The organism is Thalassotalea euphylliae, from assembly GCF_003390375.1.
Taxonomy (GTDB): domain Bacteria; phylum Pseudomonadota; class Gammaproteobacteria; order Enterobacterales; family Alteromonadaceae; genus Thalassotalea_F; species Thalassotalea_F euphylliae_A.
In genome coordinates this window covers 2,573,096-2,599,017 of the sequence record NZ_QUOT01000001.1, presented here as the reverse complement: position 1 = coordinate 2,599,017, position 25,922 = coordinate 2,573,096, and the positions used below count along the sequence as shown (strand labels likewise).

The following is a 25,922-nucleotide window of genomic DNA, read 5'->3' as shown; positions in this document are numbered from 1 at the left end:
AGATGCCGAGCGGGGAGTCCATATCATTCGTTAACACTCGATAAAAACAGCGGATTTCGAGTCATGAGTGTTGCATTGAGTGATGAACTAAAAGACTGGCAACTTAAAAAAGGGATAAGACAAACAGGTGTAGTCGACTTTAAAACGCTAAGCACCGTTTCGGACAATAGCGTATGGGATTCAATCAAAAATTCTCCCGCCTTCGCAGGGCGCGATCCTAATACGACTATCAAAAGTATCGTAGAACAATAACTGATAAATTTGTTTATTATGTTATACGGCCAAGTAAACTTAGCCGTTTATCTCGAAAGCTGTGCACATTATGTAAGAATAGGTATCTCGACTTTAGTTCGCAGCGGTTGAAGCACTTGGTGCTTTTGAACAATAGCATTGTATAAGTCACTAGAGCCGGACGCCTTAATCGAGACAACAAGAATAAAGGGGAGTGGTGGTGCACCGGTTGTTCTATTTCCTCCCTCTCGCTCTTGATGATCAATTTCAAAGCAAGGGTCACTCAAATCTGAAGGCTTACGAATAGTCTCATTATGTATAGTATTTTCCCACTTGTGAGCGTTAGCTCTAAGTTCTATCTCGTCACCATACATTTTTTTATTAGTAAAAAAGCCTTCTGCTGCGCTGTCTGCGCCCTTGGGTTTAAATTTTACTACTAGGCCACTATTAGTGTAATGGATCGGATGTTCTGGTAGCGTTTGTGTTGCATAGCAAAACGTAGCTTTTAGTGTTATTTGCCCTTTAAGGGCAATATCAGGCATTGGAATTAGCAACCTTTTACAGCCGCTCTGCGGCACGACATCTTTGTAAATAATGGTTGCCTCATTGTCTTCTGTATAGAGAATTTTATCGATATCTGAAGGCGTTTTTCCCCAACCAACATGATGCCAGTGATATCCATTTCGGTTAGTGTTATGGATGAGCAGCGCTTTGGCCAATAATGTCGGTTGATCGTCTGGCAACATGACTTTTGTACCAATCGCAGCTCTCAGAACTAATGGAGACGCAAAGCTTGTGCCTGCATTATGTGTTAGTAGCTTGGTCAGCGGCGAATATATTCTAACCATATCGTGGGAACTTCCCCCAAACGCAACAACATCAGGTTTGACAACACCAGGACTTCGACCGGGCCCTATGCAACTGTAATCTGCAGGTCCCCAGAAGTCATCCTCGTCATTGTTACTCGCACCAACCGCTAGGGCATTGACTAGATCCGAAGGAACTTGAACCCTAGATTTTTGAGGTGAACTTTGGTTGCCATCATTTCCTACAGCCACAGTCAAAAGTGTGTTTCCGTCCGAAAGAAATGGCTCTATTGCTGAAGTCCAAGAATGAACTTCATCGTCTTCAATCGGTAATCGAGGACCAAGGCTTAAATTGATGAAATCAAATTTCTCTCTTTCTAATACGTCAATAATTCTTGCTAATACGTCAAGGCTATCAATATCAGAGGGATCTAATGAGGGGTCAATAACTCTGTAGTGTTGAACATTCGCATAAGGGCGAGGAAGCTCTTTCTGCCCTTCTTGTACATTGCCAAACAAGACCAAAGAAGTGACTTCTGAACCATGATGGAGGTACTCTGAAGCTGTTGATGAGCTTGAAAAGGTGTGTTCTTTGCACCACTTATCAATACTGTCTGTACCAATCCCGCCATCGAAAATAGCAACTTTGATATTTGTATCAATCGCAGCTTCTGTTGGCAGATTAACAACTTGATCAGAGACTAATTCTCTAGTCACAACCGGCTTATGAATCCCAAGCTGGGGCATCACTCTAATCGCCCTAAGCAACGTAAACTCGCTAACTTTCTCTATTGTGTCTTCATCACAAGTGATCGATAAAAAGGAGAGTCCCCCAGCATTTATGATGTTTGATGAACTGATCACAGATCCACAGCTTTGCGCATAGCTTTTAAACTGGTTTATGACCAAAGCTCTATCATCAATAGGGGTGTGAAGGACTGCTTCATACTTAATTGCTCCTTCTGCAGTCGACTTAACTTTCTCAATCCCCTCTAGCAATTGAATGTTTTCTATTTTTACAACATCTTTTTTTTGCGTTGCATTTAGATCATCAGTTTCCAACGCATGCTGCAGTTGAATTAGTGAAGCCTCTGTTCCAGCGACAAAAATACATGAAGAGGTCACTTCACCTTTGTCTTTTGATAGCATCCGCCTTGGAGATACGTCGACAGGTTTGCTACCAATATCCGTCAGTGAAAACCGCTTTAGCAAGGATTCTGGGTAATATGATTTCGCTAAGTACGCTGGGTGTAAAATAAGTTTACTAACTACTTTTCCTAAAGACTTAGCGCCATCTGGCACTAACTCTATTTTACCTTTGAGTACACTGAGTTGCTTGATTAGGTGCTCTTTGTTTTCTTCATATGTATAGACTGGTTCTTTGCCACGACCCCCCTCTGGACGATCAATTTTAGAACTGAATTCTTCACCGTAACCAAGTAAAAAGTTTTTTGCCATTTTAACCCTCTGCCAGTACTAGAGATTGCTGCGGATTTTCTACTGTTTCTCTCATTTCTCTAATTAATACCCCTGCTCGTTGACCTGTCATTCCAAGAAATTCGCCGACTTGCTTATTAGTCCAGCCTAAGTTATGCAGTTCCAAAGATAGTTCACGTTTAATATCCAAATCATCAGGTGCCCCCTTAAACTCAAAGACTTCGATTAGGCTAAGTAATAAGGATTTATCATCTAGAATGTTATTTTTTTTGGCTTGCTGAAACTTTTTATCAATGATTGCTAAAGAAGCTTTAACAATGTTTTCTGAAAGCCACGTACTAGTTGGCTTATCAAAGCCCCATTGAATAGAAAAGTCATATACCTGCTCGGGAGTTGGATAATCGAATTCCAATAGACTGTCAAACCTTCTCCAAATAGCAGGGTCAAGCAGATCACCATGGTTAGTCGCGGCGACTAAGACAGATGTAACAGGCCAATCATCGATCGCTTGCAGCAACACTGTGACTAATCGTTTTAATTCACCAACATCACTATCGTCATCTCGTTTTTTTGCAATTGCATCAAATTCATCCAGCAATAACACGCATGGAAACGCGCTAGCATAATTCAAAACGGCCTTAATATTGTTACCTGTTTTTCCTAAATAACTACTCATTACTGATGCTAAATCTAGTGTCAACAGCGGTAAATCTAGCTTGCTCGCGATTGATTGGGCCGTTAACGTTTTACCCACGCCTGGAGGGCCTGACATTAGAAGCGATCGTGAAGGTAATAAGCCCTCATTTAAGAGCTCTTCTGACATCACTCTCTCTCGGAGAAATCGTTCTATATTTTTCTCAATAGCAGGAGTCCAAACAGGCTGACTTCTCAAAATTACAGGATATGTCTCAATTAGAAGTTTTTGCCTTGAATCAGGCTCAACAGGTGTTGGAGTGTTATGGCTGCTCGAAGACTGTCTCAAACACCCACTGCTTGATACGAGTTTACTGATGGATTCCGATAGTTTAGGGTCGGACTTTTTTAATTTGCTGGCTAATCGGCGAGCTTGCATTTCTAACCCTTCGATATCGCCTTTTAATCCGTCCTCAATTAGACCAATTAGTAGGTCATTACCTGACTTTGACTCTAAGCCACTTATCATTTTACTTCTCCCAAAAAGTAAAAAGATGAACAATAAACAAATAGTAATGAAAAATAATAAAATAACCATGAATATTTTCACTTTTACATGAATATTTTCATTTAAAGGTGAATTTATATACTAAAAACTAGTTTTAAAGAAACCTTTGCTTACTCAAGAGCATTTGAGAGGGACTCACATAATAAGAATATTTTACTTATAAAAAACGAGGCTGTATCGGCTACAAAAAAGGGCGTCGTTATTCAACTGGCTATTTACCAAGCTGATCTATCCATCCGAAGAAACGCTCTGCCCAATGTTCAATAATAGCGGCTTCGAGCTTTCCGTTATGGTAACTAGTTTCAGGATGAGCTACTCCACGATAATGGTCTTTACCGCAGAGCATTGTTAGGTATTTTGATGGCCATCGCAATGAGAGGCGTTGGAGTTCAGATTCAAGTATTTCAATGTGTTCTAGCCAGCTATTTTCCGAAGGAAGTTCCAACAACATTGTCGACAGATAATGGCGTCCATCCGACATATCAAGTTCTAAGGCGTGAAAAACACTAGATCCAGATTTAATGCAGGCATCTAGAAAGTACCTTGCTTCGCCTGTTGAAGACAACAAATGATTACTAGATCGTCCCCGCCTTTTCAATTTTCTCAAATTTACTGAAACATCACATCCATACTTGGTAGTTAAAAGTTTTAACATTTTTTGGAAGCATTCAAACTTATTGAGGTAAATGTATGAGTGATCCGTGTCATCAACAGCTCCTTCAAATTCCCCACCTGGCAAATCACCGCTAGCGTTTTTATCCCCAACACTCACATCTTCGCCAAGCAGCTCTGCTTCGTGATCATCTTCGTTCTTCCCAGCAACTGAGGGTTTACGCTCTTTCGGCCTTTTGACGGTTTTAAAAGGCTGAGTAAATTCGAATGAAACTAACGGTGGGCGTAGAGTGACATTTTCCTCATAAACAACTCTATCTTCATCGGTAACTATGTACTCTTCTGGTGGTTCCCCACTGTAGCCTTGCTCTCTTTGACCTTTGCCTTTAACGTACTCCTTAAATTTGGGGTGATAGAATTCAATAAGGCTTGGTATATCAACACGAACATTCTTGATGCTTTCTATTTCAAATGCGAAAAAAGACTTGGTTTTATCATCGTATTTACCACGTAATTCCAACTCCACATTCCCTAGAGGGGGGGGATTGAACTGAAAATTCCACTCTCGATGCACTCCTAGGTTTTGTCCTTTGAGCATTTGATACTGAGCGATAGAGTTAAACGACTGACAAGCACTCTCATCTAGCAATATCCAAGAGAGTATACTTCGAGCGCTTGGCTCATTCAGCGAGGTAACTGGGTAGTGCGGCATGACGTTAATATTTGCCTTATCAAATTCCCACGAAACCTGTACGTCAAAATCCATCACTAGCTGGTTAGGCACCAATGCTGCTCTTGCCATATACCCGTCATGAAAGAACAAAGCGCGTGCAAGTTCAAATTGGGGGAGATAAATCATTTTCCCACTTGGTGTGGGAATAGAGAAACAATATTGTTGAAGCTCTTTTTTATTGGTTGATTGATAGGCCGGACAATCAGAGAATCGACACGTTTGCCATCGAGAGGCATCAAGGATTAAAAGTTGCTCCTTTGCATTCTTTTTCTCTGCTTTCTGTACAGGATTGTACAACCTCTCTCTGACCAATACAGGAGCCATTGAAAACCGCAATGATCTCGTATTTTGACTGGGGGATAGGCACAATGATAGCTCCCACGCACCTCCACTTATTGGACGAAATAAATGTCCAATTACATTAAGTGTTGTATCGTCTTCAAACTGCCCAATTCTTAGTCCCTGCACCTAATTTCCATTATTTGGCATAAAAATTTACGAGTTAGTGGCTTAAGTCGTTCCTCACTCAACCCCGCACGTCTCAATAATACTGAACGATAGATTAAATTCTTATTTTCACTTCCTATTGCTATTATCTCTCGAGACAAGCGCCTGATCTGATATTCGTCAATGCTTTCGCTAAAACGTGCCAAAAACATCTGAGTTAATGGCAGTTTTTCTAGATTTTTTTCAATTGTTACTGAGCGTTTTAAACTACTGATATACCAGTTAGCTGACCATCTTGGTGCATCAAGCGTCGCCTCATGGCAATTTTTTAAGCGAATAAGTGTACGAACAGTTTTTTTGTCTCTCGATTTCCAGTTAACTCTTTGGTTCACTGAAGTTACAGTGCTTCTAAACTCAATGTTGGTTGCCCGCAGCCATGCGTTATCATTACGATAAAGCCAGGCATAGCAATCACCAAAGCCACTATGACGCGCATTTTCAATACCCAATGCTTTCACAGCTCTGAGCCACCTCACTCGATAACTACTAACTAATTTAGCTGATCTCACGAAAAGTGTAGTATTCGAATGAGTATCAAGCGTTGTTTTTTGTTTTTTTACTGCATCTATCGTTTTGTCTATTCGCCAGTCAAGAGGGAGCAAGGTTGCCATTACAATGATGTGCTGTAAGTAACTAAATGCTCTTCGATGCTTTCTGAATATACATCTTAGCCAATTAGTATCGCTTGAGTTGATATCTAGACCTAAAGAATTTAGCCAAGGCAATGACCAAAACGCAATTACCCGATCTTTTACTTCTTCGTGTTGTATGCGATTTTTTCTGACAGCTCCTGCTGATTGAGCAAGTAAATAATAGAAAGAAGTCCATTGCGAAAACGATGGCGATACCATAGATCGCATATTCAGTAGTATTTGGGCTTGTTTCGCGATTAAAAGAGATTGTTGAGTGGGTTTTGTTTGCGAGCAATGGATACAATACCGAGGGCATGCCTCAACGAACTGATGTTTGCGTGGGTTTTGAGTCTTAATTATTGAATTAGTGAGTAAGCCATGCTCAAGGCAACTATCAACACCAGTGATTTGCCAAATTCGCTGCCAGTAATATTCACCGTAGCGTTTAAGTTGTTTAAATAAGCAAGTTGGGCAATATCTTAAATATATTAATGGACTCAACCTAGAGGCTGCATGACCTGTCGCCAAATGAACGGCACCTTTTGAACTTCCGCAAAGCCACATCAAACATTGCTGTCTTGTGTGCTCCAATAAAAAAGGAGCATATAACGGAAACAGTGTGTGTTTATAGATTAATGTCTCTTGATCAAGGCCCAGCACTTTGGGGTACTTGTTTGAAATTAGCGTAATGTGGTTTGGAAAATAAAGTCGGGATGAAACATTTCTATCCTCATAAATTTCATCCAATAACTGCTTTGGTGAAGAGATTCCCCAATGCACGCCAGCTCTTGCTATGACACTGTAGATAAGCTCATCAGGATAAGGAGTGGGAAGGAGGTTCATCGTTTAATTCATGTCTAAAAGCCAACTTTCCATATTAAATATTAGGTCATTACAACGCATAGTTTGATGCATATCTTTCCCATCACACTGTGCGTACTGAAATCGTAAGTCTTGTTTTTCTAGCTCACACCAGTGCTTTGAATTGATAGTGCTGTTTTTGCCTCTCTGCAACGGTAAAGGTTTATTGGGAATATCTTCATACCACTTTAGAACTATGGGCATAAGTGCTCTAACAGAGAGATTAGGATATTCATCAAAAGCTCGTTGAACGAATGGTATAAGTAGATCTGAATCGCAATCCATCGCCTTGAGTAAGTTTAGCAACCGTAACGCCTGTTCATTACCATTAAACCTATCAATGTCCTCATCTTGACTCGTTTTAGCTTTTGTTATCTCTTGGCTTAGCTCTAATATTCGCTTATCTATATCGTGTAACCTAAGATCTGAATACTTGGCTATACGAGTAGGATCGTTGGAGCGCAATGCATCCAAAACTAAATGAACAGGCTTTAATTCATCTTGATAAACCTGCCTCAATAAATTTACAGAAATACATTCCTTTCTCGTTGCAATGGCTCTCATTTGCGCTAACACAAAGAGCTTTACTGCGATGTCTAAAACCCCTTGGGATAATTCAAACCAACAATCTCTGATTTCATCTGATATCACTTCGTCGCGCTTTCTCAGCCATTGGTAACGCCACAGTTTATCGGTAAACGCAATCCACTCACTTGGACGCGTTTTACCTGTTTTAAGGTCTACGGTTGCGGGCAAGTTTTTCATTGGAGACCAAAACAATGAACCAAACCCAGCGCTCCTTCTTGCTGATTGCAGTTCAACTTCAAAAATAGGTCTAGCTTTTGGGGTTCCCACAAGCACAACAGGGATGCCAATAACATTCACCAGCTGTACAAAAAACTCCAACATATCTTCTCTGTCATCGGATCGCTTTTGGCTAAGCCGCTGAATCTCGTCAATTACCAAAAGACCTATAGCATTGCTATTGGCAGCCTGTGCCATTAGCGTCAGAAGGACATCAGGACTTAGCCGGTTCCTTGTGTACTTTTTCTCAAAGTTTGAATTAATAACTCTATCCAACGCTCTGAAAAAGTTAAGGCATAAATTTTTTAATGAACCATTAAAAGGACACTGGATGATTAAGTAGGGAATCTGAATAAAGTTATATTTTTCATGGTAGATCGCATCTGGATACATCGCCAAAATACGATTTAATGTAGTACTCTTGCCACAACCAGAAACACCGATTAACGTTAAACTCTGTGCTGTAGACCTCTTGGTTTTGAATCTGAAAGCATTCAGATCGCCGGACATAATGCGTTCATAGCCATTTTGTAACTGAGTATTCAATGAACCATCGGAAATATTTCTTCCCACGTATCCACTACGGATCATGATAGAAATTTTTTCTTCAAGTTGCAGGTGGCTACCTATTGGCTGAAAGAAATCATCCAACAGACCTGCAATTTCATGAACTCTAACTTCGTTTTTTGAAAATATATCTTTGGGATTAAATCGCACTTCACCTTGCAGTGTATCGCGAACCTCTTTAATTGACTTTATCTGAGGCAACGATTCGATAAACGGGTTATGACGATAGCGTTCCACACCGGGATCGACGTAAATAGCAGGCACAACATTCTCTGGTAATGTCATTCAGTATCCTCATCACCGAACAATTCGTCAATAAACTCTGGGTAACTGTAGTCTTCATTATTTGAATCAGGCAACGGAATAATTTTAGCAGAACCAGACAGCTCTTTCGTCAGACTAGTTTTTAATTTGTGGCGCTCTAAAGCCCTTTCATCAAGCTTATTTTTCCTAATGTTTCCAAGTTGGTATGCTTTACTTAGGCCTTTTGAATTGGGTTTGTGCTTCAACGCCTCTTGCTCAATTTGTTCCATTTTATGGACTACTTTGCCTCTTGAAAGAGCTGAAGAAATAGCCTCGTTATGATTACTTTTATTCTCTGCTTTACGAAGCTTCCACACATCCCAAAATGTCATGTTTCTCAAACGGCGACTTCGATCTGTCAATTCACATACCCAAAAATGCTTCATATTGCTGTCTGGACGAATATAGATATGGTTGGCGTCGCGAGGATCAAAGGCAACTCTAACTCTGGCAGGTCTCGTGGATGCTTTTCGGTGCAACCAGCCCAGCTTAATAATTTCAGAGCAAGTGTAATATCCACCAAACAAGCAAACCCCAAAATCAGAAGTCGTGGCCATTTGATGTGGAAGCAGGTTTATTCTAAGGTAAGTTTCTTCTATGGTTTTCAATCTACCCGTCAGGTTGCTGATGCCCCAACTCCAAAGCGACAATGGGTTTGAAGGCACTGTGCCCGGCATTCCTTCAACCCTGTCATACTTACTAATAATGTGATCGTTATTATGATAAAGGACCAACTCTATTATTTTTTTTGTAAATTCATGAATCGTCAATGTGGCATCAAGGCGATAATCCTTTCCTCCTCGCTTCTTACTTATGACCGGCTCAACAATGCCCGCGGTGAAAGGTTTAAAATCACATTGAATCGTTCGAAATAAGCGTTCTACAATCCCTTTGGCATCACCTCTTCTTGCTTTTGCATTTTCTATAACAGTGCCACTTGACGTGATGAAAGACTCTACTAAAGTTCCTTTTAATTCACCTTGATCTGCCAATAACTTATCGGGTAGACCTACACAAGGCCAGTCTTGCTCGTCGATTTCAATACCAAATTCCTGGCAATAGGTTACTTTAGAAGTTGCCGCATTAATTAAGGCCATCATTGCACTAATCCAAGACGGATTTTCAAAACCAACATACATGCCGACAACCATTCGACTGAATACATCAACAACAAAGTAGACAACGGGTCTACCAACTATATTGCTGCGGTCGTGTTGGGATAACAGGTACACATCTGCAATTGTTGCATCAATTTGATAGCGAAAGCCTGGCCCTAAAGTCTCAGCAGTAGAAGTACTATGCAACGGGCGAATATCTTTTTCATATTCGATGTCAGATGTTTGTAGCTCAACCAACTGAGTTTTGGAGTATTCTCTTTTAAGGAAATACCTGAACTGAGTAATTGTAGGATAAAGTTCAAAATTATTTTTCTGTGTTATTGATGCCTCCAATAAATTAAGGGCTTTAGCATATGCTAATGGAATGCTGCAGTGTTTTTTCTTCAACAGATTGCGCTCAATCGAGAGACGAAATACATGTTCAATCTCTGGTGTAGTATTTACCCCTATGCCACTTGAAACAGAGCGCTTACGTCCTAGCTTACTCTTGGTGATGTCGCGCCTTTTTCCTTTTCCTCCAGAGTTCATGTAGTCAGGTAACAGTGCTTGCATACACATGCCTCTTTGCCAATATCGACGTAGGTAGCGAATTATTGATTGATGAGTTATTTGATATTGTTCAGATAGCTGCCTTACTAATCGGCCTCTTTCATTACGATAAAATAGTTCGTTACTTGAAATATGGGGTTTAATAATATCCCAAGCGTGTTTGCACTTTTTCCAATTAACACTGGATTCATCATATAACTGTGATTTCAATTCAGAATGAGGATCTTCAATTACACGAATTTGACCATCAAGAAGCTTTGACTCAATAAAAGAATATTCCACATATTCAGGCCAAGCACTGGCATGCTCAATATCAATCCAATAAGCCTGGTCTTTCTCATACCAAAGCAACCTCATTAGTTTACCTGACACCTCAAATGTCTGATTAAGCAAAAGCATAGACCACCTCATCTTCTTGGTGACCATTTTTACCCAAGTCTGATGCGACTAAATTTCTATATGGAATTTGTAAATCAAAGACAAAAAAACGTAATGCAAGTAGACTTCGAAGCCAATAAAGAGCTTCTCCCTTTTCTAATTGATATGCGATATCAAGCTTCTGAGTAGTTGTAATCAGATTCTGAAGTGGGGCACGATTGAACTCGTCAATGAAAATAGCGTAGTAATGCTGGAGGTCTTGATTGAAAATTTCTCGTTTTTTAGCGGGGTAAAGCCATTGAATATTATTTAAAACCGTTTTAGGGATCTCTTTTTGAGTGATTAGGTACCATGGAACCCTTTTGTAATGCCAATACCGACGCTCTAGTTCTAGTCGTTGAATCGTTTTTTTGTCACCTAAGTCTTCTGCATACTTAACCTGTAAAGCAAGTCTAGGCATGTCTAAATTCTGACTATCCACGACAAAGTCAGACGTCAAAACTTGATACACACCTTTGTATTTTTGATGTGGTAAGCCTGACTCTTCGGCTATGCGGATAGTATCATGCAGCAACATGGGAAATTGTTCCCGCACATCGACGACATCTTGATGCCAATCAAGCATTAGAAATACAGCTAATTCTAAATCCGACAATAAATGATTTATACGTTGTGATTTTTGTCCGAATATTCGATGAACTCTGCCATCTGAAGAAACTTCGTGGGTATATATGAAAGGTTTGTAGTCTTGGCCTGAATTCTGTCCCCGACCTTCTTTAAGCCGTCTATCTATTTGCTTGTGTGTCAGCCCTTTGAAGCTATTAGACATAAGAAAGCCAGATATGAACTATTGCTTAAAGCATAGTTCATATCTGACTTTATGATGATACTTTATTATTCAGTTATGATGATACTTTATTATTGTGATGAAACTTTATTATCATCCAACAATGGCATAAATTCAGCAGATAAAATTACTCTACCGTTACCGATTTCGCCAAATTACGTGGCTGATCAACATCCGTCCCTTTAATTATCGCTACATAGTAAGAGAGCAGCTGTAATGGCAAGGTATACACGATTGGTGCAATCAGATCGTCGCAGTGCGGCACGTTAATCACTTTCATCGTATCGTCGCTGTCAAATTTGGCGGCGCTGTCGGCAAACACATACATTAAACCGCCACGCGCGCGCACTTCTTCAACGTTCGATTTTAATTTTTCGATTAAGTCATTCTTTGGCGCCACCACAATTACCGGCATTTCCGCATCGATTAACGCTAATGGGCCATGCTTTAATTCACCCGCTGCGTATGCTTCAGCGTGGATATAAGAAATTTCTTTGAGCTTGAGTGCGCCTTCCATCGCGATAGGGTACTGATCGCCACGGCCAAGGAACAATGAGTGGTTTTTATCAGCGAAATCTTCGGCTAAATCTTCAATTTCATCGGCTAGCGCAAAGGTTTCTTCGATCTTGTTCGGTAAAGTAGTCAGCGCTTGTGCCATTGCGTGCTGATCTGCTTCACTCATACCGTGATGCTTACCTAGTGCAAGCGTCATCATCATCAAACCAACCAGTTGGGTGGTAAACGCTTTGGTTGATGCTACGCCAATTTCTGCGCCTGCTTTGGTCATAAACGCTAAGTCAGACTCGCGCACTAGACTCGATCCCGGCACGTTACATATGGTTAAGCTGGCGCGATACCCAAGTTCTTTTGCTAGACGAAGCGCCGCTAGCGTATCAGCGGTCTCGCCTGATTGTGAAATCGTCACTAATAGCGCATTTCTTGGCACATGAGACTTGCGATAGCGGAACTCGCTAGCAATCTCGACGTTACATGACACGCCGGCATGAGCTTCTAGCCAGTAACGCGCCACCATGCCTGAGTGATAGCTAGTACCACAGGCAATAATTTGAACATGCTCGATATCGCGGAAGATTTCATCTGCGCCAGTGCCAAAGGTATCAATATTCAGCTCACCACCTAACAAACGACCTTCTAGCGAGTTGCGAATTGCCGTTGGCTGTTCGTAAATCTCTTTCAGCATGTAATGGCGATATTCGCCCTTATCACCGGCATCGTGACTAACTTCCGACTCTTTTGCCTCACGAATAACGGGCTTGCCATCAACATCAAAAACATTCACTTCAAAGCGAGTAACTTCTGCCACATCACCTTCTTCGAGGAAAGCGAATTTGCGTGTTACAGGCAGTAAGGCCATCATGTCAGAAGCAATAAAGTTTTCACCTAAGCCATAACCAATCACCAACGGGCTGCCTGAGCGAGCAACAACTACACGCTCAATATCACGTGTGTCTATAATTACCGTGCCGTAGGCACCGTCAAGTTGCTTAACGGCGGTTTGTACCGCCGCTAACAAGCTATTCGCTGATTTCAATTCATGATGCACTAAGTGCGCAATCACTTCGGTATCAGTTTCGGTAACGAACTCATAACCTTTTGCTTGCAGTTCAGCGCGCAGTTCTTGATGATTTTCAATAATGCCATTGTGCACGACGGCAACCGTGTCTGATGAGACATGAGGGTGAGCATTGTTCTCGCTCGGCGCGCCATGAGTCGCCCAGCGCGTGTGCGCAATGCCAGTGCCGCCAGTTAGCGGTGTTTCATTAATTGCGTCAGCCAAGGCTTGTACTTTACCTAAGCGACGCACACGTTGTAGATGGTTGTTACTGTCAACCACAGCTACGCCAGCGGAATCATAACCGCGATATTCGAGGCGTTTTAAGCCTTCAACTAAGATTTCTGCTACATCTCGCTGTGCTACTGCACCTACAATGCCACACATATTTAATATCCTTAATTGTTGCTGGCGCAAATTACCTTTACGCCTTTTGCTGTTAATGCTTGCTCTACTGCCACCGACAAGCCCTCGTCAGTGATCAGCGTATTTATCTGTTGCCAATCAAGTTCTAGATTGGGGATCCGCCGCCCGATTTTTTCCGACTCCACCATGACAATGACTTCGCGTGCGACACTCGCCATGGTTTTGCTTAAGCCAACTAACTCATTAAAGGTTGTTGTACCGCGATCAATATCAATACCATCGGCACCGATAAACAATTGATCAAAATCATAAGACTTTAGCACTTGCTCTGCCACTTGCCCTTGGAATGACTCCGAGGTGGGATCCCAAGTGCCACCGGTCATCAATAATGTTGGCTCATTTTCCAATTCGTTTAGTTGCCCAGCAACTTTAAGTGAATTGGTCATCACTACTAAGCCTTTTTTGTCACTTAAGTGATTCACCACAGTTGATGTCGTGCGGCCGCTGTCGATAACAATGCGGTAGTGATCTTTAATAAGCTTTGCCGCCGCTTTGCCAATTTGTGCTTTCTGCACAGAAAGCTGTGCCGAGCTCGATTCAACAATTTCTTTCGGTAGGGCGATTGCGCCACCGTAACGGCGCAATAGTAAGCCACTTTTTTCCAAAGCGGCTAAATCCTTTCGAATCGTAACCTCTGAAGTTGCAAATCGCTTTGCTAGCATATCAACACTAACTTCACCGTGGTTATTCAGTTCACTGATAATAATATGACGGCGCTGTTGAGTATTTCTTTTGGACATAAAGTTTTAAAGGATAAAATTAGAGTAATACAAAGCAATAAGTTTCGTTTCGAAAGAATTATAGTAACAAACAAAACATTGTCAAATTGATAAGTGTTCAAAAAGCCCACGCTAAGTTATGTTTTTGTTAGATCATATGGCTTTTACTGGCTTTTCACGCAACGCCAAGGTAAAACGGGGCTTTGTCGTAGCCACTTTTTTCCAATCAATATGTTTCGACTATTTATAACGTTTTTTTTATTAACATTACTTACCAGCTGCAAGGTTACACCGAACCTGTCTTCACCTGCCCATGTCGAAAAACTGGTCAAGCAAATTAAAACCAATCCTGAGAATATTCCTGCTATTGCTAAGCAAGCAGAGCAAAGCCATCAGGCGATTAAATATGACGTAGCGAAGATCAAACAAGCGCTAGCAGAGCTGGAGCAGTTTGTAGAAAAGCAATGGGGAAAGGGCAATAGCAAACTACCAAGCACGCGCAAGTACGTAAAGTACAGTAACGATTATCAGGCCAGAGCCATTATCGATTTCACCAACGGCTCAGTCACTGTTGAAACCATCGCTACGAAGCAGCCGCTTGCAATGCTAAAACAAGCGGTTGTCACGACCTTGCTGACGCCTGCTGATCCCGCAAATACCGATATTTTTTCAAGCGATGCGCCGAAACTAGGTACTACACCGTTTTTGTATCGCCAAGTTATTGATACCGATAACAAACCCATTCGCTATCAATGGCGAGCAGGGCGCTTTGCTGATTACTTAGTCAAACAAAAGCTGATCAAAAAGCGCTTAGGTAAAAAGCCTCTGCACCAAGTGAACTTCACTTTGGTTACCGATCATCAGAAATTGCGCAAGCACCAATTTAGCGACTATGTGATCGCAGCGTCGAAAAAATACCAGATTGCCCCTTCTCTGATTTACGCCATTATTGAAACGGAAAGTAGCTTTAACCCGTTCGCTGTGAGTCACGCTAATGCCTACGGGCTAATGCAAGTGGTTCCTGCGACTGCAGGCCGTGACGTTTATCAAAAAATTAAACGTAAACCCGGCCAACCAAGCAAGCAAGTACTGTTTAATCCGGCACAAAATATTGATATTGGCACTGCATATTTGTCGATTCTTGACGATAGATATTTACAAAAGGTCACCAATAACCAAAGTAAACATTATGCCATCATCTCTGCCTATAATGGCGGTACAGGCAATGTGTTGAAAACCTTTCATAGTAATCGTAATACCGCGTTTAGCCGCATTAATCAGTTAGGAAGTAAGTCCGTTTACTGGGCGCTTACTAATAAGCACCCAAGGGCGGAATCGCGCAACTATTTGAAAAAAGTGACCAGTCGCGAGCCAAAATATCAGTAACGCCAATAAAGATTGTGGCTAGCTAGTTTTTAACCAATCTTTGTAGGTTTATTTTTCGTAATTAAGTAATATTAATATTACAAATTTAAGATAATAACGACAAAGATGATGATTCGATCCACAAACACAGCGCTACTGTTATTACTTTCTAGCTTATTGCTATCATTTTCAACACTGGCAAACGTTAATCCTACGCTTGGTAAGGCATTAGCTGAGCCATTAATAACGGACGATGCTGAACAGCTATTTACTAGCCAGCCCAGTGTTATGCCTGAGCTGGCAAAATCAGGAAAATACACTGTGGGGGTTATCACTGATCAAATTGTTAATACAACAGCATTTGATCACACGGATTTTGACGGCACTTACGAACGACCTTTAACTATAGAGTTATGGTATCCCGCCGAAGAAAATATCAATGGTAATCGGGCGACCTATAAGGCAGTAACACGTTTACACAAGCCTTTTGAACTACTAGGAAGCGCGTACCGCGATATTGCGCCTTTATCACAAGGTAACTTTCCTTTCGTTGTACTTTCACATGGCTACACGGGCGATCGCACTATTATGTTTTATTTGGCCGAGCACTTGGCCAGCCATGGTTATGTCGTTGCTAGTATCGACCATACCGACTCGACCACGAAAGAAATAGATATAGTTAATGCTGCAACAGCAGGCTTTGTTTCTACCTTGCTACATCGCAGCCGCGATCAACAATTTGTATTGGCTCATTACCGCCAGCAGCAAAGTGAAATTAGCAAGATTGCCAATTTTAAACGCGCCGGTGTTATTGGCTATTCCATGGGCGGCTATGGTGCTATCAATACGGTGGGGGGCTGTTATGACGTAACACCTGCTAGCTTAAAGGCATTAGGGTTTAATGAACAACAAGCCAAAGCGCTAGCACCTGCCTTTAATTTTTGTAATGCTGGTGAGGAAAAACCAGATACCAGCTGGCAAGCTATGGTCGCGTTTGCGCCTTGGGGCCAAGAGCTAAACCTACATAGCGCAGCAGCGCTTAGCAAGCTGGCAGTGCCAAGCCTATACGTTGCTGGCGATCAAGATGATATTTCAGGCTATGAATATGGCGTGAAAAAGCTCTTTCAGCAAACTAGTGCGCAGGATAATTATCTGCTGGTCTACAATAACGCGCGACACAATATTGCGCCGCACCCTGCGCCTAAAATCGCGTATCAAGACGATATAGATTTAGGTCATTACTTTGAACCCAGTTGGAGTAGTGAACAACTCACCCGTTTTAATCGTCACTTTGTCTTAGCGTTTCTAGATTGTCATCTAAAGAAAGTTAAATGTGAGTACTTACCCACTACAAAGTCATCAACACAAAAGAAATTAGATCGAGAGACCTACAGTGAGGCTTGGCCTGGTATACCGCATCGTTGGGCAACCGGTATTGAATTTTATCGCGCTCAATCAGCAAAGTAACCGAGCAAAAATTTGAGTAAAAAAAACAGTACTTAAACGACAAAAGGAGCTAAATGCTCCCTTTGTTTACATAAGACTGAGCCTTTTAAACTAGGCGTAACATTAGTCTTTTTTAGTCGGACGTTGCCAGCCTTTGATATTGCGCTGTTTACCGCGAGCAACACCAAGCTCATTTGCATCTACATCTTTAACAATAACTGAGCCTGCTGCTGTTGTTGCCATCTCACCCACAGTAACTGGCGCCACTAAGGAGGCGTTTGAGCCAATAAAAGCGCCATCACCGATAAGTGTTTTCGATTTATTAACGCCATCGTAGTTACAGGTAATCGTGCCGGCACCAATATTGGCTTTACTGCCCACTTCAGCATCGCCAAGATACGTTAAGTGACCTGCTTTAGCACCTTCACCCAACACAGACTTTTTCATTTCTACAAAATTGCCAACATGAGCGTCACGTTTAAGCTCAGAGCCAGGGCGAATACGGGCAAAAGGCCCCGCAGAAGCAAGCTCACCAATGATGGCATCTTCGATGATGGTATTTGGCTTTATTTCCGCTCCTTTACCAATTTTGCAGTTCTTTAAAATACAGTTAGCGCCAATGGTGACATCGTCAGCAAGCTCTACCTGACCTTCAAAGATGCAGTTAATATCGATTTTAACTTCTTGCCCCACCAATAGCTCGCCGCGCACATCAATACGGGCAGGGTCACGTAAGCTTGCACCAGCAATCATCAGTTGCTCGGCTTTTCGTTGTTGATAAGCACGCTCAAGCGCCGCTAATTGCACACGATTATTTGCACCTTCCACTTCAATTTCAGTTTCCGGGTGAGCAGTAGCAATTTGTTTACCTTCACCGTGAGCCATCGCGATAATATCCGTTAGATAGTATTCGCCTTGAGCATTGTCATTGGAAAGGTTGCTTAACCAGCGTTTTAAGTCACCACCATTGGCTAATAAAATCCCAGTGTTACACTCGTTAATGGTTAATTGCTCTGGGCTGGCATCTTTTTGCTCGACGATACCTATTACTTCACCAACGCCAGATTCGCCGTCACGAATAATTCGACCATAACCCGTCGGATCTGAAAGTTTTACGGTCAGTAATGCCATACCTTCAACCGGTTTTGCTGCGACCAATTGCTGCAAGGTTGACACTTTCGTTAGCGGGACATCACCGTAAAGTACTAAAACATCTTCATCGTCTTTGAGGTGAGGTGAGGCCATATCAACCGCATGACCAGTACCTAACTGCTCTTTCTGTTCAACAAAGGTAAGATCATCACCTGAAATTTGTGCCTTTAAAACATCGCCACCAAAACCATAAACCAGATAGATATTTTCGGCATTCACACGGCGCGCCGCATCGATGACGTGACCCACCATAGGTTTATGAGCAACGGGGTGTAACACTTTGGGTAGAGAAGAGCGCATACGGGTACCTTTACCCGCAGCTAAAATTACAACAGAAAGAGACATGATTAATCCATTAATGTTAAAGCGAACTAAATAAGACTGCCGCTATTGTACTGAGTTTTACTCCAAGTGGTAGCGATAAACTGTTAAGTAAATGTGATAGTGGTGTTTTGCGTCGAACGGCTAGCGAATAATCATAACTGATCGATTTTTATTGCTTTTGCATAAGCCTCAACATCTTGCTTGCTGGTATTGCGGCCACGCAGCGTAAACAATGCATTATTGTTAACCACAAAGATAAGTTCGATGTTATTGCCATTTTGATCATACATAGCATTGTTGCCATTAATCTTAGTTAAACGCTTACCACTCATGGTGATCATGGCAGGATTGTTAAACATCGCCAACATAGTCTGCAGCATTGGCGAATCCACCATAAGTTCTATCTCGATTGACTGATTATCTTTGGTATACCTACGGTTCGCGGAAATGCCACCACCCATCATCATAGCGCCCGCTATTTGTGATTCAGCTTGATCTGCTTGCCAGCCTGACAATGGCTCAGGGAAAATATTAACGATATTGTCTGCTTTTTGCTGCTGTAATAGAGAAGTGGCATATTGCAGTTGAGATATAGCGTCTTTATATTCACCTTTCTGGTAATGATTTAATGCGCTATCGATAGCTTCTTTGATTTCGTCAGCACCGACTTTATCACTTGTTAAAGTAGCGATAATCAGCACAGTGCCAACTGCTAGTGTTTTAATCGACATCATTCCCTTGCTCGCTCGCTAAGTGATGAGATGCAGTTAATTATAGAAAACAGCTATCAATTTGCTTTGTTTTGTTTAATTTTAAACACAAAAAAGCGATGCTTAAATTGAATCGCTTCAAATAAAGAAGGCTATATTACACAGTGTTAAGTCTTGTTGGCGAGTGCTGTTCCTACTTCCAGTTTATAGAACCAATCAAGAAAACGTTTAACGTCGTCTCCCTTAAAAATTCGCCCATGTTGTGGGCACATCATATCAATTTCAAGTTTACTAACTCGTTCAACCCAGTCGTTTTTGGCGCGATTAGATGGCATCCAACGTTGATGGAACATAGTCATTTTCTGGCAATGCTCGTCAAAGTTTTCAACATACAGCGGTGCGTCAGCGCATTCAATGGCTGCACCAATATCACCAGACATTAAAATTTTTGCTTCCTCATCGTAAACATTAAAGTTACCTGAGGAATGAAGATAATGTGCAGGAATAAACGTTAAGTTGGCGTCATCAATACGCAATGGGTAGCCTTCATCAGGAATCGGGCTATATTCAATATGGTCCATGCCAAAGTGGCGGATAAAACCTTCCCACAACCAAGGAGAATGCAGCGTTGCATCAGGCAACGCTTGATCCCACAAACCCAGCGATGAAATGATGTCAGGATCCTGATGCGAAGCAAATAAATGAGTAATTTTTTCAATCGGTACATGTTTAACGATTGCAGCTAACATCACCGAGAACAACTCGATCCCCCCAGGGTCCATCAGTAATGCATTATTCTTTGTAACCACCATATACTGATTAGTATCAATAATTTTATTGGGCTTTTCTGGATCGCGACCAAAAACCAGCCACTGATGGTGTTTACTTTCGAAAATTTTATACGTTTGCATCTTGGTGTAACTCTTGAGCTAACTTTTTAGCTTCTTCAATTAAGGTTTTTATCTGTTGAGCAGACAACTCCACATTGTCGGCAACGCCATTTAAGGATTCTTGATATAACAATGCTGCTTGCGACGCTTCAACACGTGATAAGGTTGCTAAGATAACCGCAGTGCGAAGTTCTCTCGCAAGCTCATCTAGTGCGTCATTAAGTCGAAATATTTCACCCACATATTTGTTATTTAACGCCAGTTCTGAGCGCTTAATACGTCCATAAGCAGGAGATAAACTCTCAACATAGGCATAATCCGTAGCAATGCGATCTGCGCGCTCAAAGTGGCAAATAGCGTTATCCGTGCGCATCTTGTTAGCTGACACTCGGCTGAGCTGAGTAGCGAGCACATTTATTTGCTTAGAAGAGGCTATCGTGACGCGTGCCAGTTGATCGATAAAATCAGTCAGAGGCTTAAAACCAGCGGCACTATCACCAGCCCGCAATGCAACAGCTCGCGCATTACTGGCGGTGAGCAATAGTTGTTTTGCTATCTTATTCGCATTGTCGAGCTTTGCAGCTATCAGCGCAGTAGTGACAAAGTAATTAATCAGTTTAGAGGACATGAACGCAGAATATTAATAGATTTGAGCACACCCAACACCAGCTCCAAAAGTTTATTATTGGTGAATGTAAAGAATGGCATTTTTAAAAATTTTAGAACAAAGCGCGAGAATTCGCCTTGTAGTAGATCAATTTTTACAGAAAAAAAACGACCTATTACAGAGTAATAAGTCGTTTTTGTTCACTAAAACTTAGTGCTATTTATAGCTTTTTCTTGGCCGCTTGAATAACGCGAAGTTGAGCAACAGCGCGTGCTAGCTCAGAAGCAGCTTCCGCATAGTTAACGTCGCCACTTTGAGTATTTAAACTCGCTTCAGCACGTTGTTTAGCTTGCTCTGCCGCTTGCTCATCTAAGTCGTCGGCACGTGTTGCCACGTCAGCCAAAACAGTAACGCTATTCGGTTGAACCTCTAGCATACCGCCTGAAAGGTAAATCACTTCTTCTTCACCGTGTTGTTTCACGATGCGAGCCATGCCAGGTTTTAGTGAGGTCAGTAAAGGTGCGTGACCAGGCATAATACCCAATTCACCTTCACTACCAGTGATTTGTAATGATTCAATGCGACCAGAAAACAACGCTTCTTCGGCACTTACTACATTCAAATTTACAGTCATTGCTGCCATTGTTTGACCTCCTAACGATTAGCCGCTTTGCCTCAAGAGCTAGCGGCTAAACACCTTACATTGATTTAGCTTTCTCTACAGCTTCTTCGATTGAACCAACCATGTAGAACGCTTGCTCTGGTAAGTCATCGTATTCACCAGCAAGAATGCCTTTAAAGCCAGCAATTGTGTCTTTAAGTGATACATACTTACCAGGAGAACCCGTGAATACCTCAGCAACGAAGAACGGTTGAGATAAGAAACGCTGGATCTTACGAGCACGGTCAACAGTTTGCTTATCTTCTTCAGAAAGCTCGTCCATACCTAAGATTGCGATGATATCTTTAAGTTCTTTGTAACGTTGTAGTGTCGTTTGAACGCCACGTGCAATTTCGTAGTGCTCGTTACCTACTACTAATGGATCTAATTGACGCGATGAAGAGTCAAGTGGATCGATAGCTGGGTAGATACCTTGTGCAGCGATATCACGAGAAAGTACAACTGTTGCATCTAAGTGAGCGAACGTTGTTGCAGGGCTCGGGTCAGTCAAGTCATCCGCAGGTACGTATACCGCTTGGATTGAAGTGATTGAACCTTGCTTAGTTGACGTAATACGCTCTTGTAGTACACCCATTTCTTCAGCAAGTGTCGGTTGGTAACCTACCGCTGATGGCATACGACCTAGAAGTGCTGATACCTCTGTACCCGCTAGTGTGTAACGGTAAATGTTATCAACGAAGAATAATACGTCACGACCTTCGTCACGGAATTTCTCAGCCATGGTAAGACCGGTCATCGCAACACGAAGACGGTTACCCGGTGGCTCATTCATTTGACCGTATACAAGCGATACTTTATCAAGTACGTTTGAATCGTTCATTTCATGGTAGAAATCGTTACCCTCACGAGTACGCTCACCAACACCAGCGAATACTGAGTAACCACTGTGCTCGATCGCGATGTTACGGATAAGTTCCATCATGTTTACGGTTTTACCAACACCAGCACCACCGAATAAACCAACTTTACCACCCTTAGCAAATGGACATACTAAGTCGATTACTTTGATACCAGTCTCTAACAATTCGTTAGCCGCTGCTTGCTCTTCGTATGAAGGCGCTTCACGGTGGATAGACCATCTTTCTTCTTCACCGATTGGACCAGCTTCATCAATTGGCTCACCCAATACGTTCATAATACGACCCAAAGTTGCAGTACCTACTGGAACTTGGATGTTATTACCTGTGTTTTCTACGTTCAGACCACGACGCAAACCGTCAGATGAACCCATAGCGATTGCACGTACTACGCCACCGCCTAATTGCTGTTGTACTTCTAGTACTAAGCCTGAAAGGTCACCTTCAGTTACTGTTAACGCGTCATATACCTGAGGTACAGCATCTTGTGGGAATTCTACATCCACAACTGCGCCAATGATTTGGACGACTTTACCTGTACTCATGTTTAATCCTCTAATCTTTGCTCTTATTTACTTTTTAAATAAAAGAACCTTTGCTTAATTAAACCGCGGCAGCACCGGCACAAATCTCACTCAATTCTTGTGTGATACTTGCTTGACGTGCCTTGTTGTATACCAATTGAAGTTCACCGATTAAGTCACCAGCATTATCAGTTGCGGCTTTCATCGCAACCATACGAGCAGCTTGCTCACATGCTAGGTTCTCAACCACACCTTGGTACACTTGCGATTCCGTGTAACGAACTAATAACTGATCAAGTAATACTTGAGCATCAGGTTCGTAAACGTAATCCCAACGGTGTTTAATTTCGTCATCATCTGACTTAGGCAAAGGTAAAAGTTGATCGATTGTCGGCTGCTGCGTCATGGTGTTTACAAACTTGTTGTAAACCACGAACAGCTTGTCAATTTCGCCATTGTCGTATGCGTCCAACATTACGCGTACTGAACCCACTAGGTCAGTCACTGAAGGACGATCACCTAGACCAGAAATTTGTGCCGATACTTTAGCGCCCATGTTGTTGAAAAACGCAGTAGCTTTTGAGCCAACTAACGCAAATTCAACTTCAGCGCCTTCTGATTGCCATTTACCGGCATCAGCAAGTACTTGCTTGAATAAATTAATGTTCAAGCCGCCACAAAGACCACGGTCTGTGGAGACAACGATATAGCCTACGCGCTTAACTTCACGCTCTTCCATATATGGATGGCGGTATTCTAAGTTACCTCGCGCGATGTGACCGATCACATTTCGCATATTTTCAGCGTATGGACGAGAGGCAGCCATAGCATCTTGCGCTTTACGCATTTTACTGGCTGCAACCATTTCCATTGCGCTGGTGATCTTCTGCGTATTTTGTACGCTTCCAATCTTCGATTTTATCTCTTTAGCGCCGGACATGACTATTTCTCTCCGAAAAAGTTAACTATTACCAAGTTTGCGTAGACTTGAATGTATCAAGTGCTTTAACCAAACCTGCTTCAATATCTTTGTTATAGTCGCCTTTCTCGTTGATAGTAGCCATCAACTCAGCTTGCTCGTTGTTTACGTAAGACAACAATGCAGCTTCGAAGTCTACAACTTTGTTGATTGCAACATCGTTTAAGTAGCCTTTTTCAGCAGCAAATAGTGATACAGCTGTCTCAGCAACAGATAGCGGGCTGAATTGCTTTTGCTTCATCAATTCAGTAACGCGCTGACCGTGCTCTAATTGTGCACGAGTTGCATCGTCAAGATCAGAAGCGAATTGAGCAAAGGCTGCTAATTCTGCGTATTGAGCTAATGCTAAACGGATACCACCACCAAGCTTCTTGATGATCTTAGTTTGTGCAGCACCACCAACACGAGATACCGAGATACCTGCGTTAACCGCTGGGCGAATACCTGAGTTGAATAAGTTCGACTCTAGGAAGATCTGACCATCGGTAATTGAAATTACGTTGGTTGGTACGAATGCAGAAACGTCACCCGCTTGTGTTTCAATGATAGGTAAAGCTGTTAATGAACCTGTTTGGCCTTTAACTTCACCGTTAGTGAAACGCTCAACATAAGCTTCGTTTACACGCGCTGCACGCTCTAGAAGACGTGAGTGCAAGTAGAAAACGTCACCTGGGTATGCTTCACGACCTGGCGGACGACGAAGTAGCAATGAAATTTGACGGTAAGCAACAGCTTGCTTAGACAAATCATCATATACGATTAACGCATCTTCACCGCGGTCACGGAAGTATTCACCCATTGTACAACCAGAGTATGGTGCTAAGTACTGAAGTGCAGCAGCTTCTGATGCAGACGCAACAACAACGATTGTGTTTTCTAATGCGCCGTGCTCTTCTAATGCACGTACTACGTTAGCTACAGTTGATGCTTTTTGACCAACAGCTACGTAGATTGACTTAATACCAGTGTTCTTCTGGTTAATGATTGCATCTAATGCGATCGCTGATTTACCTACCTGACGGTCACCGATGATAAGCTCACGCTGACCACGACCGATTGGAATCATTGAGTCAATTGACTTGATACCAGTTTGTACTGGCTCATCAACAGACTTACGATCGATAACACCTGGTGCTACAACTTCGATTGGTGCGAAACCATCGTTGTCGATTGGACCTTTACCGTCAATCGGCTCACCTAGAGTGTTAACTACGCGGCCTAAAAGACCACGACCTACTGGTACTTCCAAAATACGGCCAGTACCTTTAACTTTTACGCCTTCTGCTAGGTCTGCGTAAGGACCCATCACAACCGCACCTACTGAATCACGCTCAAGGTTAAGCGCGATTGCGTAGCGGTTGCCAGGAAGTTCGATCATCTCACCTTGCATTACATCAGCAAGACCGTGGATGCGAATGATACCGTCAGTTACAGAAACGATAGTACCTTCGTTACGAGCTTCACTAACTACGTCAAACTGTTCAATTCGTTTTTTGATCAGTTCGGCGATTTCAGTGGAATTCAGTTGCATGCTCTGTTCCCCGTTAAGATTGCATTGTTGTTGCTAAACGGTCTAATTTACCTCGAATAGACCCGTCAATTACCATGTCGTCAGCTTTGATGATCAAGCCAGACACGATACTTGCGTCAACAACACAATTAAGCTTCACTTTACGAGCCAAACGCTTTTCAAGCGCGGCGCTAATGTTTGATTGTTGGTCAGCTGATAATTCAACAGCAGACGACACATCGACAGTTACTTCTTTATCAAACTCTGCTTTTAGGGCAGCGAATTGTTCAGCAACTTGTGGTAGCACCAACAGACGTTCGTTCTCAGCCATTACCTTCACGAGGTTTTGGCCTTGTTCATTTAGCTGTTCACCACACACGCCAAGGAAAACTTCCTTCGCTTGTTCTACTGACGCATTACCTGAAAGGTAGCCAGTAATGGTGTCATTTTTCGAAACTTCAGCAGCAAAAACTAGCATTTCTAACCAGTTTTCAACCGCTTTAGCTTCAACAGCAAATTCGAACGCTGCTTTAGCGTAAGGGCGAGCGATAGTTGTCAATTCAGACATGCTC

At 42.2% G+C, this 25,922-nt stretch carries 21 protein-coding genes; 3 read left to right on the top strand and 18 right to left on the bottom strand.

Annotated elements, in window-relative coordinates:
* The first annotated feature begins 63 nt into the window (after positions 1-63).
* On the top strand, positions 64-252 hold the full coding sequence (locus DXX94_RS19315) for a hypothetical protein (protein WP_116016008.1): 189 nt from the start codon (positions 64-66) through the stop codon (positions 250-252).
* A 68-nt stretch (positions 253-320) separates the two neighbouring features.
* On the opposite strand, the gene DXX94_RS11530 is transcribed toward DXX94_RS19315, so the two are convergent.
* The 9 genes from DXX94_RS11530 to DXX94_RS11490 all read right to left on the bottom strand — a co-directional run bounded on the left by DXX94_RS11530 (position 321) and on the right by DXX94_RS11490 (position 14,325).
* A complete protein-coding gene (locus DXX94_RS11530) occupies positions 321-2,495 on the bottom strand; it encodes a S8 family peptidase (RefSeq protein ID WP_116016006.1) in 2,175 nt (724 codons plus the stop codon).
* A 1-nt stretch (position 2,496) separates the two neighbouring features.
* A complete protein-coding gene (locus DXX94_RS11525) occupies positions 2,497-3,705 on the bottom strand; it encodes an AAA family ATPase (RefSeq protein ID WP_116016004.1) in 1,209 nt (402 codons plus the stop codon).
* Positions 3,706-3,886: 181 nt separating this feature from the next.
* Positions 3,887-5,488, bottom strand: a complete 1,602-nt coding sequence (locus DXX94_RS11520) for a Tn7-like element transposition protein TnsE (RefSeq protein WP_116016002.1) — start codon at positions 5,486-5,488, stop codon at positions 3,887-3,889.
* The gene (locus DXX94_RS11515) at positions 5,476-7,002 is read right to left on the bottom strand and encodes a TnsD family Tn7-like transposition protein (RefSeq protein WP_116016000.1); all 1,527 of its coding nucleotides are present in this window, start codon (positions 7,000-7,002) and stop codon (positions 5,476-5,478) included. The genes DXX94_RS11520 and DXX94_RS11515 overlap by 13 nt, the downstream gene beginning before the upstream one ends.
* Before the next feature lie 3 nt (positions 7,003-7,005).
* Entirely contained in the window at positions 7,006-8,676 is a 1,671-nt protein-coding gene (locus tag DXX94_RS11510; RefSeq protein ID WP_116015998.1) for an AAA family ATPase, read from the bottom strand.
* The gene (locus tag DXX94_RS11505; RefSeq protein ID WP_116015996.1) at positions 8,673-10,760 is read right to left on the bottom strand and encodes a Mu transposase C-terminal domain-containing protein; all 2,088 of its coding nucleotides are present in this window, start codon (positions 10,758-10,760) and stop codon (positions 8,673-8,675) included. The genes DXX94_RS11510 and DXX94_RS11505 overlap by 4 nt, the downstream gene beginning before the upstream one ends.
* Positions 10,747-11,568 carry a TnsA endonuclease C-terminal domain-containing protein gene (locus DXX94_RS11500; RefSeq protein WP_116015994.1) on the bottom strand — a complete coding sequence of 274 codons (822 nt, stop codon included), beginning with the start codon at positions 11,566-11,568 and terminating at the stop codon, positions 10,747-10,749. Before DXX94_RS11500 ends, DXX94_RS11505 begins: the two co-directional genes overlap by 14 nt.
* A 145-nt stretch (positions 11,569-11,713) precedes the next feature.
* Positions 11,714-13,546 carry a glutamine--fructose-6-phosphate transaminase (isomerizing) gene (gene glmS, locus DXX94_RS11495; protein WP_116015992.1) on the bottom strand — a complete coding sequence of 611 codons (1,833 nt, stop codon included), beginning with the start codon at positions 13,544-13,546 and terminating at the stop codon, positions 11,714-11,716.
* 11 nt (positions 13,547-13,557) lie between these two features.
* On the bottom strand, positions 13,558-14,325 hold the full coding sequence (locus DXX94_RS11490) for a DeoR/GlpR family DNA-binding transcription regulator (protein ID WP_116015990.1): 768 nt from the start codon (positions 14,323-14,325) through the stop codon (positions 13,558-13,560).
* 210 nt (positions 14,326-14,535) lie between these two features.
* Here DXX94_RS11490 and DXX94_RS11485 point away from each other — a divergent pair, with 210 nt between their 5' ends.
* Positions 14,536-15,690, top strand: coding sequence for a murein transglycosylase domain-containing protein (locus DXX94_RS11485; RefSeq protein ID WP_116018475.1), 1,155 nt, complete (start codon positions 14,536-14,538; stop codon positions 15,688-15,690).
* A gap of 105 nt (positions 15,691-15,795) precedes the next feature.
* Positions 15,796-17,136, top strand: coding sequence for an alpha/beta hydrolase family protein (locus tag DXX94_RS11480; protein ID WP_258872154.1), 1,341 nt, complete (start codon positions 15,796-15,798; stop codon positions 17,134-17,136).
* A 102-nt stretch (positions 17,137-17,238) separates the two neighbouring features.
* Here DXX94_RS11480 and glmU read toward each other — a convergent pair whose 3' ends face one another.
* The 9 genes from glmU to atpH all read right to left on the bottom strand — a co-directional run bounded on the left by glmU (position 17,239) and on the right by atpH (position 25,918).
* Positions 17,239-18,612, bottom strand: a complete 1,374-nt coding sequence (glmU, locus tag DXX94_RS11475) for a bifunctional UDP-N-acetylglucosamine diphosphorylase/glucosamine-1-phosphate N-acetyltransferase GlmU (RefSeq protein ID WP_116015988.1) — start codon at positions 18,610-18,612, stop codon at positions 17,239-17,241.
* Positions 18,613-18,743: 131 nt separating this feature from the next.
* Positions 18,744-19,325, bottom strand: a complete 582-nt coding sequence (locus DXX94_RS11470; protein WP_147302271.1) for a hypothetical protein — start codon at positions 19,323-19,325, stop codon at positions 18,744-18,746.
* A gap of 143 nt (positions 19,326-19,468) precedes the next feature.
* Entirely contained in the window at positions 19,469-20,212 is a 744-nt protein-coding gene (locus tag DXX94_RS11465) for an MBL fold metallo-hydrolase (protein ID WP_116015984.1), read from the bottom strand.
* Positions 20,199-20,819 carry a chemotaxis protein gene (locus DXX94_RS11460; protein WP_116015982.1) on the bottom strand — a complete coding sequence of 207 codons (621 nt, stop codon included), beginning with the start codon at positions 20,817-20,819 and terminating at the stop codon, positions 20,199-20,201. The genes DXX94_RS11465 and DXX94_RS11460 overlap by 14 nt, the downstream gene beginning before the upstream one ends.
* A gap of 199 nt (positions 20,820-21,018) precedes the next feature.
* Entirely contained in the window at positions 21,019-21,441 is a 423-nt protein-coding gene (locus DXX94_RS11455; RefSeq protein ID WP_116002218.1) for a F0F1 ATP synthase subunit epsilon, read from the bottom strand.
* 55 nt (positions 21,442-21,496) lie between these two features.
* Positions 21,497-22,882 carry a F0F1 ATP synthase subunit beta gene (gene atpD / locus DXX94_RS11450; RefSeq protein ID WP_116015980.1) on the bottom strand — a complete coding sequence of 462 codons (1,386 nt, stop codon included), beginning with the start codon at positions 22,880-22,882 and terminating at the stop codon, positions 21,497-21,499.
* Positions 22,883-22,940: 58 nt separating this feature from the next.
* Positions 22,941-23,801, bottom strand: a complete 861-nt coding sequence (gene atpG, locus DXX94_RS11445) for a F0F1 ATP synthase subunit gamma (RefSeq protein ID WP_116002220.1) — start codon at positions 23,799-23,801, stop codon at positions 22,941-22,943.
* Between the two features lie 28 nt (positions 23,802-23,829).
* The gene (atpA, locus tag DXX94_RS11440) at positions 23,830-25,371 is read right to left on the bottom strand and encodes a F0F1 ATP synthase subunit alpha (protein WP_116002221.1); all 1,542 of its coding nucleotides are present in this window, start codon (positions 25,369-25,371) and stop codon (positions 23,830-23,832) included.
* 13 nt (positions 25,372-25,384) lie between these two features.
* Positions 25,385-25,918: a F0F1 ATP synthase subunit delta gene (gene atpH, locus DXX94_RS11435; protein WP_116015978.1), complete on the bottom strand. Its 534-nt coding sequence runs from the start codon at positions 25,916-25,918 to the stop codon at positions 25,385-25,387.
* Between the last annotated feature and the right edge of the window lie 4 nt (positions 25,919-25,922).